The organism is Pseudomonas sp. SORGH_AS_0199 (assembly GCF_031453735.1).
Taxonomy (GTDB): domain Bacteria; phylum Pseudomonadota; class Gammaproteobacteria; order Pseudomonadales; family Pseudomonadaceae; genus Chryseomonas; species Chryseomonas aestiva.
This window is the reverse complement of sequence record NZ_JAVJAE010000001.1, coordinates 3,866,195-3,879,180: the sequence shown is the minus strand read 5'-3', so window position 1 is coordinate 3,879,180 and position 12,986 is coordinate 3,866,195. Positions and strand designations below refer to the sequence as shown.

Annotated in this window: 9 protein-coding genes and 1 pseudogene; 6 read left to right on the top strand and 4 right to left on the bottom strand. The window is 53.3% G+C overall.

What is annotated here, in order from left to right; genetic code table 11:
• Positions 1-15: 15 nt before the first annotated feature.
• A pseudogene (locus QE444_RS18120) lies at positions 16-962 on the bottom strand (TIGR03756 family integrating conjugative element protein).
• Entirely contained in the window at positions 959-1,396 is a 438-nt protein-coding gene (locus QE444_RS18115; RefSeq protein ID WP_309740529.1) for a TIGR03757 family integrating conjugative element protein, read from the bottom strand. The pseudogene QE444_RS18120 and the gene QE444_RS18115 overlap by 4 nt, the downstream one beginning before the upstream one ends.
• A gap of 858 nt (positions 1,397-2,254) precedes the next feature.
• Here QE444_RS18115 and QE444_RS18110 point away from each other — a divergent pair.
• Both QE444_RS18110 and QE444_RS18105 read left to right on the top strand, forming a co-directional pair.
• Complete coding sequence (locus QE444_RS18110; RefSeq protein WP_309740527.1) at positions 2,255-2,443, top strand: DUF1173 family protein; 189 nt, start codon at positions 2,255-2,257, stop codon at positions 2,441-2,443.
• Between the two features lie 85 nt (positions 2,444-2,528).
• Complete coding sequence (locus QE444_RS18105; protein ID WP_309740525.1) at positions 2,529-2,747, top strand: hypothetical protein; 219 nt, start codon at positions 2,529-2,531, stop codon at positions 2,745-2,747.
• 1,285 nt (positions 2,748-4,032) lie between these two features.
• On the opposite strand, the gene QE444_RS18100 is transcribed toward QE444_RS18105, so the two are convergent.
• On the bottom strand, positions 4,033-4,377 hold the full coding sequence (locus QE444_RS18100; protein WP_309740523.1) for a hypothetical protein: 345 nt from the start codon (positions 4,375-4,377) through the stop codon (positions 4,033-4,035).
• Between the two features lie 2,558 nt (positions 4,378-6,935).
• The gene (locus QE444_RS18095) at positions 6,936-7,319 is read right to left on the bottom strand and encodes a histone-like nucleoid-structuring protein, MvaT/MvaU family (RefSeq protein WP_309740522.1); all 384 of its coding nucleotides are present in this window, start codon (positions 7,317-7,319) and stop codon (positions 6,936-6,938) included.
• A gap of 632 nt (positions 7,320-7,951) precedes the next feature.
• On the opposite strand from QE444_RS18095, the gene QE444_RS18090 reads away from it, so the two are divergent.
• The 4 genes from QE444_RS18090 (at position 7,952) to QE444_RS18075 (ending at position 12,923) form a co-directional block, all read left to right on the top strand.
• Positions 7,952-8,410, top strand: coding sequence for a hypothetical protein (locus QE444_RS18090; RefSeq protein ID WP_309740519.1), 459 nt, complete (start codon positions 7,952-7,954; stop codon positions 8,408-8,410).
• 247 nt (positions 8,411-8,657) lie between these two features.
• Positions 8,658-8,852, top strand: coding sequence for a hypothetical protein (locus QE444_RS18085; RefSeq protein ID WP_133861209.1), 195 nt, complete (start codon positions 8,658-8,660; stop codon positions 8,850-8,852).
• Between the two features lie 264 nt (positions 8,853-9,116).
• A complete protein-coding gene (locus QE444_RS18080; protein WP_133861208.1) occupies positions 9,117-9,299 on the top strand; it encodes a hypothetical protein in 183 nt (60 codons plus the stop codon).
• Positions 9,300-10,826: 1,527 nt separating this feature from the next.
• Positions 10,827-12,923: an EAL domain-containing protein gene (locus QE444_RS18075; protein ID WP_309740516.1), complete on the top strand. Its 2,097-nt coding sequence runs from the start codon at positions 10,827-10,829 to the stop codon at positions 12,921-12,923.
• Positions 12,924-12,986: the final 63 nt, after the last annotated feature.

Sequence of the window (12,986 nt, the reverse complement as noted above, 5' to 3'; positions counted from 1 at the left end):
TCGACGGCTCCCTGATCATTGAAAGTCGGTGCTGCCCAGGAAGACCTGGCCTTCACGCTTGCAGCAGCTGTAGGGGCGCCACAGCGCCCAGGCATAGGCGTCCACGGCGTCCTGGACGTGTGGGCCCGGGTTAGGGAAGGCTGGGCAGCTCTGGCTCAGCGTGGGTGTGAGCTCCTGCCACTTGCCGGTGGTGGCGTCGCCCTCAACCTGCTCGCCTGCAGGCCAGTAGCCGTCCTCGGCCTGGGCCAGCAGCGATTGGTAGACGTGGGTCTGGCCAGAGTGCGTGACCACGTCGCCGGCGCGCTGGGCCATGACCGCCGCGGCCTTGTAGTCATCTGGCTGATGCAAGAAGCCGCTGCGCGGGTAGACGTTGCCCCACAGGTCGCCAGACAGGGTGCCGCCGACTTCGCGTTTGCCTGGGATGAGGGCCTCCGGATAAACGGCCTCGGGGATGCCGTACCGCCAGGCCAGGTAGTCGTAGTTGCTCAGCAGATAAGGCATGTAGGCGGTATCTGCGCCTTTGCAGGTATAGCCGGAGCCGCTGGCGAACTGGCTGAAGGCGTAGCCGCCGGGTGGCCGATGACATCTGCGTTTTTGAAGCGAGCGCTAACGGTGGTGTTGGCTTGGGTCGCGCTGTCGCCCGGGTCATTGCCGCCGGCGGCTACGCTGATGACGGGGCTGAAAGAAGCTATCTCCGTCCAGGGGTTCTCGCCTGTATTGGCGTAGCTGGACACCACGGCATCGGGCACGAAGTGCCGCACCTTGGCTGAGGTCTTAACCTTGCAGCCGTAGGGGGTGCAGAACAACCAGTAGCAGACGCCAACCACCTTGTATTTAAGACACTCGGGAGAGAGCGAGGATGACACGATGGTTGCGGTGGTGACCGTCGCGGTGGCCTGCAGGCTGGTAGCGAGCGGGATGGCCAACGTTAGGCGCCGCAGACGTTGCTGAGACCGACTCATCGTCCACTACTCCGATAGCGCTCAATGCTGGCCAAGGCAGCCGCCACGTCAGGCCGGCCGTAGACCACGTACCGGCGATCCACTACCACTGCAGGGAGCTTTGTGATGCCCAGGCTCCAGACGTCAGCGACGTCCTGGTGGGCTTTGACGAGCTCCCGACCCAGCTGCTGCGCGGACGTCGAGCGCATCCGTTGCTGCATGATGGCCGCGGCTTGACGCGGGTCTGCCGGCAGGCCTTCAGAGAGCTTCTGCTCCAGGCGCTCCGGGGCATCCAAGAGCACCACACGGGTGCCGATGTTGTTGGTGAGGGGATGAGTGGCGTCGGAGATTGCAAGCACGTCCGCTGCAGCGAAAGGTGCGCTGCAGGCGGCAAGGGCACAGATCAGCCAGCGGAGCGCTGGCTCAGCAGGGGAGCAGGAGGGTAGGGCGGACATGCGAAGTACCAGGTATAGGGATGGCTGGTACAGGAAACGTGATCAGACGAGCTGGGTCAGTGGAAACCATATCCAGGTCGCTGGAGGTTGAGTTTTTAATAGACGCCTAGGCGGAGTCTGCTACCCATCGCGCCTTTACTCGAGCCGAGGACAGCCAGCCTACCGTCATGCCGTCTCCGTCGTTCTGAGCGCTCTATCTTCAGATGGGGTGGCCTTTTAAGGCCTGCCAGTTAAAGCTGGGTTCTCTGATCTCCTGTAGCCATCGGAAAAAGAAGCCCAGCGCTATGGCTGGGCTCGATTTACATTGGACCAGAGTTAGCGAGGAGCAGGATCTTGGTCGTCGTCTTCGCCCGTCACCGGATCTTCAGGAGCGTTCGGATCTGCATCTGGCTGAACGACCGGATCTATGTCGTCCGGAGGTAAAGGCTCAACTGAGTCGGGCTCAGTTGCATGCGCTCGTAGAGATCTTGCTGAAATCGTCTCTGGTCCGAGCAGGGACCGTGCAATTAACGCTGCCGCACTTGGCGAGCTGGATCTTTGCCACCTACTGGTTGGATTGATCATTTGTACCTCACAGTGAGGCCGAAAATGGCCTCACCAGTTTGGAAGTAGCAAACCCGAACATGTTCAGGGGCCACTACTACCGGCGGTCTTAATGGTCACGGGTCAGGCTTTTCGTTCCTATCGGCCGCCTCGGACCGATTACAGCCCGTTGCCACCGGCTGCAATCGACCCAAAGCAGCCGTTACCGTAGGGCAGCTAGCAGCCAGAAGCGGACGTCGACAAGCGACCGCTACCGCTCAGATCGTTCAGCGCCTTGGCAAAGCTCATCAAGCGGATGTGCCCGAGGTGGCGCTGATGCCGGCTAGCGAACAGTGGATCGCGCTCGATTCAGACCTGAAAGGCAATATCGAGCAAAAGCTGCGGGATGAAGAACACCAGTTCGACAAGCCGCTGCGCTATGACGCCGATGAGTGCACAGTCTTCCCAGACATCTGTCTGCTAGACGTGCAGCAAGACTTCGCCCTTGAGGTCTTCGGCATGTAACCTGGAAGAAATGTTACCTTTGACCTGGAATGCTGAGCCCTTCCCGCCGTCCATCCCGCCGGCTTCGCTGGCTTGGAGCTCCTCGATGCAGCTGCACGAAGTGAGACATCTCAAAGAAGTTAATACTCGTAGTGATGCGGAGGCAGCTCTCTCCGACGGCTGGCACTTGCTTGCCGTGATGCCAAATCCTCAGGCGGCAGCAGGGTACGGCATGGCCGTCTACGTGCTCGGCAAGAAGTCCGAAAACTGGGAGGAGCGCCCAGTCCACAGTGCCGAAGACACCGTTATAGAACCCAGTGAGTGACTGCTAACTGCACATAAGCAGGCGCTAGCACCTAGGCGGGATTTGATGGTAAGGCCCTAGGGCTGGCGTAAGCGCGACTATGCAGACCACGAGAATTGAGCAGACTGGTGGACACGCTATAACAATGGCATACCGCGATATTGGTCGCTCTAGCGCCTGATCTGCGCCGCACCATTGTGAGCATATCTAGTGAGGTTAGGCAGCGTGCTCTATTCCTGCAATTGCGCGTGATAGAGGTCAAGCGCACCTAGACACCCAAGATCAAGGACGGAAAACGCTACCCGGCATGCTTAAATAAGCTCTTGCGAGTCACCACCTGTCTTGCGACCGCTGCAGCCCATCTATGTCAATAGCTTCCCGGCGAAGGAGCCGCAGGGCTAGCGCGGGTCTAAGGAAGTCGGGACCGATTTGCTGTGTTGCTGGAACATTCCAGTAACCTGGCTACGTATATATGGACATCCACCTTAACTGGATACTCGCGGACCCGTGCGTGCAGCCGTTCAATCCTCGAAGAGGATTTGTGGGCCACAGCTGTCTTCGCCTTGGCGATCTAACCCGCTCGGATCAGGCGCGTTTCGTAGCCCTTACCGGAAAACGCCGCTATGAAATCCAGGTTCATCTGAGACACTGCACGCGTCGTTCATTTCTAAGGCTTTATTGCCGCCGGCGGCGGCCGGGAAGAGCAGCGAATGGTCAGCCTGCAGGCCGGCCTTGGCGATCCGCTCGCTTAGTGCAGCAGCATTCTCTGTTTGTCCCGACGCACTGATGTAAAGTTGTGATCCTGTGGATTTGCTGACGGACGAGCTCAACCACGTGCGTCAGTGCCTGGGCCAAGAGCAAAGCGCAAGCCGTATCTTAGCGACATCAAAGCCAGCGCCCTGCGAAATGCCGTTAATCGCCCAACTCTGGCACATTCATGCTCGAAAACTGACCTCCAGAGACCTGGTTAAGGTTTCATGCTGATCCGTCAAAACGCCTCTGCGACCGTAAGGCATTCTGTGCGAGGTCCCTATGAAGTGCCCTTCACTAGCTCAAGTACTTATTAGAGCTGACTTTGCCCGTTTGTCCAGCGCGTGCTTCTATCTATTCATGCAGCTGTAACACGTTAAGCGTGGATAGATATTGAACTTCGTGGCAGGGCGGTCAGAAGGAATCAGCACCATGCTAAATGACCTTTAGGCACATAAAAGGTAGTTCCACCAAATAATCCCGACAACGTTACTAGTCCTCGGGGTATCCATAGCCTAAAGCGCTGTGGCGACTACCGAATTAATGATTGTAGAATTTATCTTTGCGCTTTCTTTTTCTTATGTAATGGAATCACATTCGCCAGCCCATAGGTTTCCCGTTGCGAAGCGCAAGGTACTGGCTCAGGAGTTTCCGGCAGCTGAGTAGGACCGGCCTTGATGCGCCCCATCAAATCGGCAGCGATTTCTATCATAGAAGATACATCCAAGATGGTTCTCGAATTGCTCTCGGAAGCGGCAGCGCGATGTGTTATGGAATCGATCACCTCTATGCGCCAGCCTTTGTAAAAAACATCAGATTGTCTTAGGCTCATTTCGAAATTACAGGGAAAGAATTCCCGAATGTACGAAATAGGAATCCACTTCTGCTCGTCGCGTTTCATTCCTGCCCCCTCCGCCTTACCATGCCGCGCATCGATAATTGCACATCACAGCAAGAATCACACGCGCAAAAGGTAAAAATGCGAGCTGCATAACTACCGAGCCGATATGAGCGAGCGTGATGGTCGGGTGATCGGCAGAAGTTCCGATCGACGGTGATAGTGGCCACTGAACAGAAAGCTCTAGGGCGCTTATCATGTCAGGCAGTCTTGCAGATGAGAGTTGTAATTAGCGGAAATTTTAGGATGCTAAAGGATAGCGGCATGCATCTCGGATATGTGCCGTCTACACTAGAATAAAGGTAACTCCGGAAAGCTGAGATACGGAGACAAAAGGCCGAGAAGCTTCGTCCGCATTTCCTATCAGGCTTACCTCCGGTAGCTGATATGCAGAAAAAGGTGGAAACGTGACAATAAAGACTGCCGATAGTAGTGGCCACTGAACGCCTGCTTTTTGTCCACTTCTAACTATTGAGGCCATTGGCGATCTCCTTGTGAGGTGGTAAATGATTGTCCCAGTCAGTAGGTAGCAAAGATTCAGTTCGCCGACCCCCTCAGCCTGCTCGCAAGAGCATTGCATGGACCATATGTGATGTCGTCCGTATTCCTGAGCACGCATGCAGCCGAGCCTTTGAGGCTCGGTCAGATAGATCCAGCCGGTGAGAATAATGTTGTTTCAGACGCTTTCGATGAACCAGTCATAGGTGAGAATGACAACAAGCGCCAACCCACTGGTAATTCGTAAAAGGATGAAAATTAGCCCAATCATAGTGCTGAAATTTTCGTTTCTAGAGACAGAAGTTCTCAAAAGCTATATTAATGGATTAGGCTACCCCGAGGTCCGATTTAATACACTCATAGCGCCGCGTTAATTTAGAATAAAAATTAGGGGTATAGTGATAGGTGAGTCTAAATTTCAAGAAATACTAGAAATAATAAAAGCCCGCCAGATTTGGCGCTACAAGCTAGATTAATCCGGCTTTTATGTGAGGTCCGGCATTAGTTGGTATAACAATCATCAGAGGGTACAACGTGAACGTCTTTGATCGAATAGAGAAATCAACTGTGAAGGCTAGAGCCTCCTGGAAGTCGGTAACGCTCCAGTTGAGCGACGAGGAATACGCCCGGTGGTTAGGCTGTAATCCACTTATGGGGAACCCAATGTTTAGCGGTGGAATGGCAGCGAAACAACATCGCGACAGCGGGTCAGGTCCGCTTCGTGTATATCTAGAAAATGGGTCAAATTTCGCTTTTATATCCGTCTAAAGAAAGAATAAGGTGGATTGTGGCTTTGTTATATACAAATAAATCGCTCCTAAAATTTGGCCTGTGCTGGGACTTTTCCATGCAACCGAAAGGGCAGTGATGATGCACATCTAGATGGGCTAAACACCGCGTCGCGGTCAGGCGTTTTACCCGGAAGGCGTGCGTATACGACCTCCTTGGGCGCGCGAAAAAGGGAAAGCCCCACCCTAGGCCCGCTCGTCCCGCCAGGTATGGATCACCGATCTGCTCCATTCGAGGCTGCAAACTGTAGAAACATCCAATGCTACGACGGTCTAGGGCGTTGCCCCGTACCGCAGCAAAGGCAGGCGAAATCTGATCTCTGCCGAACCTCCGGCTTTCCTATGTGGCGGCTATGGCGCAGGCTCTTCGCTCTCTCTAACAATCTGCAGCAGGCGAGCGCGGCGGCTTTCCAATTTGCCAATCTGACGCTCCAAGGCTCTCCAGGCGCTAGCGCTGCGTGGCTGAGGTCCCCGGGCAGACCTGGGCGAGGCCTGGGCGTCTTCGATCAGCCGCATGCAATCCGGAAAGCCACGAATCTTCAAAAGGCTGAAGCCGGCGCTTAGCAGCCGCTACAGCTGCCGGACCTGAGCTACCCCGCTGGCTGGGAAGTGGCGGTATATGCAGGATGGAGTGCATAGACTCGAGCCGCAGGATATGACGCTGAGCACGCGAGAGGGGGCGTCGCGGTCGTCCGGGATGAGTCGGCCACCGCAGGGCCCGTGGCGCTGGTTCTCCTCATGTAAGAACTGGACGTAGCGCAAGCGGTGACGCTGTACTTCCGCCGTTAGGACATACCGCTCAGCGACCAGAACACGATTGGCGCGTTAGGCTTGCCCCAGACACTGACGCACCTGGTCGAACTCTTCGGTCAGCAGAGCAACGAGGTTGCGGCAGTACATCAGCTCCACAGGGCGGAACAGGCACTGCTGCTATTCGAAGCTGTCCTGCTCATCACCAAGCATGTCCATAGCGGCCCACCTGCTCAATCCCTGAAGCCATGACCTTCTGATACTCAGCAGAACGACCGGGACAACCGTGGCAGAGACGAGGGATGGGGCGCAAAATGAATACGGGATAGACCTCCTTTCAGGATACTGTATGGCTGGACAGTAATCAGCGAAAGGGTTCCCAGCAAACTTCACCCCGGCGAACGGTAAAGGCGAAGCAGTGGCTAATGATGCGTTGGATCTTTTCCTCGCTGGGACCGAGAAAGTACTGATAGTGCAGCGACTCGACCAAGTATGAGTCGCTGCATGATTCGGCAGCGGGCGTGATTACTTGCTCTGAAGCCAACCTTCGACCGCGTCGGCGCCGTGCTTAGCCTTCCAGGCTTTCAAAATCTTGTGGTTGCCACCCTTAGTTTCGATGACTTCGCCAGTTTCCGGGTGCTTATAGCGTTTCAACTGGCGGAACCGGCGCTGCTTCGCTGCCAGCGTAGATTTGCTCTTGCGACCAACGCTATTGGTGGTACCGGCATCGGTGTCGAGGATGGCAATAACGTCACGGAGCGACTTGTTGTGTTCGCCTAGCAAAGCACGCAGTTGCTTTTCGAAGTCAAGCTCTTTCTGCAGGCGCTCATCGGTGCCTAGCTGTTCCAAGCGCTGCTTCAGTTCTCCAATAGCAGTTTCGGTTTGACGGTATTCTTGGATCAAGGACATTTTGATCTCCTCCAAATTTAGTCAGTGGCTGTTTTTATAGCTTTTTCATCTGTAAATGGCTAGAGCAAAGATGAAATAATTTTTCTGGCGTTTTAATAGATGGCGGTGTTGCTGATCAGCAGTAGGCTGCGATAGATTAAGTATAGTTTGGTGCGATGGATCGCTGTCCTGATCAGCGTGTCGAACCCCGACGTCCGAACGTCTATCAATGTGCTCTAAGCTAATACGATCTTCTATGGGCATTACATGGAATGATTTGCGTACTCGCCTTAAACTCTGGCATTTCAGCCAATTGCTAATAAATAGTTTTTTGCAACCGCGCTTGAGCTAGACACATCTTCATTCCATAATTTTCTATAAGCGTATCTTTAAGCTTCGTCCTTGTGCAATCCGAGACAGCGTTTCATGAGCATTACTACGACGTAGGTCCGCCCGCTTCAATCCCGGTGCTCCGCTAAACTGATGCGTGTTGGGAGTGGAGAGATCGAAAGATTTGTCTCGGAGGCGGAGCGAGAGGTCAGTACGCTCCAGGGTTATGACGGCCTCCGTGTGTTGAGACGGGCGGTCGGGAACGATACCTATCGGATGCTATCAGACTGCCATTGAGGCTAGCTCTTGCATGGACATTCACTATGGATCGTGTCGTCGCACAGATTCCTCAGTCTCTCAACTGGGACTATCTCATCGCACTGGAAAGCAGCCTTAAAGCGCGTGGCGTTATGAACACAAGGGTCCAGGCCGAGTTGGATCATCATGCGCTTAATCTGGCCCGCCGCTATTTGCTGAAAAAAGGCAGGCTCGGTAAGGGACCGTTCTCAGCCGCGGAGGAGGAGATTCTCGATGTCCTCGCCGAGGCCGTAACGACGTTGCGACGCTCGGGGCGTTTACCGCATAACATCATCAAGAGCCTCTGCGCTGGTGGGCTAATTGCCGCGGTGCAGCGCAGCGTCTCCCATTCCGGTCTGCTTCAGTGTCGCACCGATTTCGAGTCCGATGCGGTGATGCGGAGTATCTTCGAAGCTATCGTAAATCGCCATCCGACAGCGTTCAGTGCTGAAGTCGTGAAACTTGCGGGTCTATATGGAGCATAGCCCGCGCGCCGCCATCCGTGATTGGATACTGTGTCGCATGGCACCGGAACAGCATGTGCTCAAGTGCCAGTTTGTTGGCTAGCAAACCGCGAGTAGGCGGTCAATTTTCCGATAGAGATCGCCTAGTCGACACCGGCGTAAGTGTTGGATCTCCCGCCTAATAGTCAATTTTTGGCGGGTGGTACTATCAACCGGTTCCCGTTCTTCAAAGAGACTGCGGAGGCCGCTGCCGCTAAAGGAGTCGAGCGTGAATACTCATACCCAAGCCCGCGCTGAGTCACGCCGTCGCATCGATGCCTCCCAGACCAAGATGAATGCCGAACTCGCCAAATCGACGCAATTTCGTAGGCAACAGAAGAACCCGTTCTGGATCCTCTTACCCGTGATCGGTGGCATTGCTCTGACTGGCCTAATGGCGTGCTTGGCCCAACTGCTGAAGTGATCGATACCGTTAAGGCGGCTCTGGAGTGGAGAGGTCGTTGTGGGCAGTCGGTCTGAATGAGTGCTGCAACCCCTCGGCCGCCTAGGTAGTGCCTGGCTCTTGCCAGGGCTCGCTGACCCGCGGGATCCGGACCCGAGAACGTGTGCAGAGAGGCATCCGGTCACCAGTCACTGCTTGCTTTAGACCGCTGGTAATAGTGGCCACTGAACGGCGAGCATCGTAACACTTCTGATGTAGGCGAGTGTCGCATACAGGAGAACATAGATGGCTGATGAATCTAACACACGGACAAACGCCGGAACGCGGCCGGAAGACTTACGACCTACCCTGGAAGAAACGCAAGCCATGAATGCTGAATTACGTTTAGAGAAAATGGCGAAGCAGCGCCAACGAGAACTGTCGGACCGTTCGATAACAGCTGACAGGAACGACAAGTTGGTTCCCTAGCGTGGCGAACTGAGTCAGTTACTTTTTTTGGTAATAAAGAGCTGCTTTTCTTCAATGCTCATCCTGTCGATGCGCTGGTTGATTTTCTGGGGAGTGGGCGTTTTACCGATAGGCGTTCGTAGGCGAGCCAGGCGATTGACCTATTCTGTACTGGCATATGGCTCTTTCCGAAGCTTTGATCTCCCTGAATCCCCTCAAAGGACGTTGACTCCTTGAGCTCAAGCACCTACCACGAATAGTGGTCGGACGGGCTACGGCCGCCTGGCTCTCAGCTACTCACCGACCAGCCTTGCTGTGAGGCGCATCATCGTCATGGCTGTCGTAATGACCAGAGTCTGGTGATCAGATATCCAAGGCCAGACGCCGAATGCCTCATTCAAGTTTGCCGCTTGCGTCACTGATAGCAGGGAAATATGAGTAGCGGAAGCTCCTTTTTTCTTACTTATAATACGGCTAAAAATATACCGTGAGCACTGAACGCAAGCGTTTAGTTGCAGAATTTTATTATGGCGAGTCTGTAATTGGCACGAAGGCTTGGGCATAACAAGTCCAAGGCGTCGGTGAATGGCTTCGTTGGCTGGAATTAGGTGGCGCTGTCAGGGGGGGGAGGGGATTCCCTCTTATTGCCCGGTTTTATCGGCGCGGCGTAATGGATAGGGCGCTCATAGGCGTCCCGCTCTTGATGTAGAGGGCGGATAAATAACTAAGAATGGCCCATGAAGACGTGTGGCAGCCAAGTGTCCTTCAATTGGAATGCTTGGTGTGCTTTTGTAATAGTATGATTGGATGCAGGGCTGATCCTGTCTGCAAGATTTAGCTGTTCCTGCCGGTGGTAGTGGTCGACAGCATTGCTGTAGAGGCCATTTTCTGTCCGTATTCATGGCTGGGTGTTTAAGCCGCTATGAATTAAATGCGAATGCCAGTGGTTGCGGTATTTGTTGCATTTGGTTGTTCTGTGACTTCACGCGTCGCGTGTGGCACGCGCATGGGTTAATAGGGATGATATGCCAAAAGATTCAGCGTCTACAGAAGGTATATTGTATTTTTTGCTGATCGGCGTGGTCTTGCTGGTACTGTTGTCCAGTCTTGTTTTCGATTTTTGGTAGAGGACCGTCTTGAGTGACCTGAGTATCTCTCTGAGACGAGGGGAGTGGCTCTCCCTGATATTGGCAGTAATCGAAGACCCTTAAGGGTTCTAAGTGACTTTAGATTTTGAAGGGGATGCTTAGGTTATTATTTTTTGCGACGGTCTCCTGTTGGCAGTGTCTTTGATTTTAATAGATAAAGTTGATTTTTAAGCAAGTAGACTGCAGGGTTTTAGTGGGTACTCCACCGAATGGTACTCTTGACTCCGTGCCAGGATGTGCGTGAGGTATAGGATGTATTGAAGATTATGAGGTCTTTGTATGGTTCAATAAAATTTGATGATTGTTATTTTATAGATGGATTCAGTCGGGCGCGCTACGTGATTCATGGCACCATTGTGTGGTGGATATATTAAAACAGGCTGGCCAGACAGAGGTGGTGATGGACGTCAATCTGATGATTGTTTCTACGAAGACACGAGCCACTGGATTCATAAAAAGAATTGGTTCTACGTCTACTGTCTTTGGTGTTTCCCATTTTAATAGTGTTGGTTCTGCGCTTGAGACGCTCAAGCGTGAAGAGGGGGCAGATGTTATCGTCTTGGTATTGACAAAGAGCACCTTTAAGCCCGTTAAAATCCTAGAGCTCTTAAGCGCCGCTGCCAAAAAAAGGTCTCCTATTCCTGTTCTGCTTTTAGTGCCGGAGTCATTCCGCGAACGTGTAGATTTCGCCCTTCAAGAAGGCGTGCACGTCTATATAGGTGATGACTTATCCGATCCTCGCCTCCTGATACAGGTGTTACAAGACGTCTGGACAGGTTCTGAAGGATACCGCGTACGCAATAGCGCTCTGGCGAGAGCAAAGATCACCCTGGATTCCATTAGTGACGGAGTTATAGGTACTGACGGTGCAGGAAAGGTTGAATATATCAATCCCGCCGCTGAGAAGCTGACCGGATGGCCGAAAGAGCTGGCAAAAGGGAAACCTGTCAGCGATGTCATGAAAGTCAAGCTTGATGGGGCATTTGGCGATATACCTCATCCGGTAGAACTGGCGCTGAGTAAGCGTGCACCTACAGGATTGAGTGCAGGTGCTGTCCTCCTGAGGCGTAACGGTGGAGCAATAGATATCGAGGACTCCACCGCACCGATGATTGATGAAAATGGGGCAGTAACGGGTGCGGTCATCGTGTTCCATGATGTCTCGATGGAGCGCGCCATGAAAGCCAAGATGACTTATCTGGCGGAGCATGATCAATTGACCCATCTGCCCAATCGCCTGTTGTTCCGCGACAGGGCAGCACAATCATTGCGATCCGCCGTTAGGAACCGTTCAAACGTCGCAATAATTTTTCTGGATTTGGACAACTTCAAGGGGATAAACGATTCCTTTGGGCACTCGTTAGGCGATAAGCTTTTGGTTTCGGTTGCTGCTCGATTGTCGGGATGTGTGCGGGAAGAGGATACGGTAAGCAGGCAGGGCGGCGATGAGTTTTTAGTGTTGCTCGCAGGACTCAAGAGTCGCGAAGCTGCCGAAAAAGTCGCGAAAAAAATTATATCCAGTTGCAATGAGCCTCATTTCATAGATGACCAAGAAGTTCATATTACGATCAGCATGGGTGTAGGGTTTTCTCCGCAAGAGCATGTCGATATAGATTCGCTCATTGCCCAGGCTGACACTGCCATGTACCGGACGAAACAGAACGGCCGAAACGGGTATACCTTCTTTAGCGATGAGATAGGCGCTCAGGCCCAGGAGCGGCGGAAAATCGAGGAGGGTCTACGTCAGTGTATCGATCTTGACGAGATCAGGCTTGTCTATCAGCCTAAGATCGATCTTTCGAACGGTGCGGTGGTGGGTGTTGAAGCGTTGATGAGATGGCGCAATGACGTTTTGGGAGAAGTTGCGCCGAATAGTTTTATTCCCGTCGCTGAGGCGACGAGACTGGTGGTGGCGTTAGGTCGGTGGGCGATAAAGGAAGCTTGTACCCAAATAGGCCAGTGGAAGTCGGTGGGTTTAGGGGAGATCAAAATCGCCGTCAATGTGTCGGCGTTGGAGTTGGAAGACGACTCCTACGCAGACTTCGTTTCTACGGTGTTGCGCGATTGTAAGCTGGATCCGGGTCTACTGCAGCTCGAAGTAACGGAGACGATTTTTATAAAGGATTTGAGCGAGTGCTTGATAAGGTTGGAGGTGCTGAAAGAGGCAGGCGTTCTGCTTGCGCTCGATGATTTTGGTACCGGTTATTCGAGCTTTTCATACTTGACCCGTATGCCCTTTGATTTTCTAAAAATAGACAGGTCATTTGTTCATGATATCGGATTGGATAGCGGCAGAGTGGCGGTGGTCGGTGCCATGCTCTCAATGGCGAAAAGCCTAGGCCTGACGGTCATAGCTGAAGGCATAGAAACCTCTGCCGAAGCAGATTTTTTTATGAATAGCGGGTGCGATCAGGCCCAAGGGTTTTTCTTCAGTAAACCCTTGGAGGCCATGGATATGTCCTACTTTCTTAGCCAGCATCGCTTGTCTAGCGCTTAATCTCTCCAGAAATGCCCTGTGCCTAATGCGCTGGGTCGTGGCACCGCTCGGAAAGTCAGACTG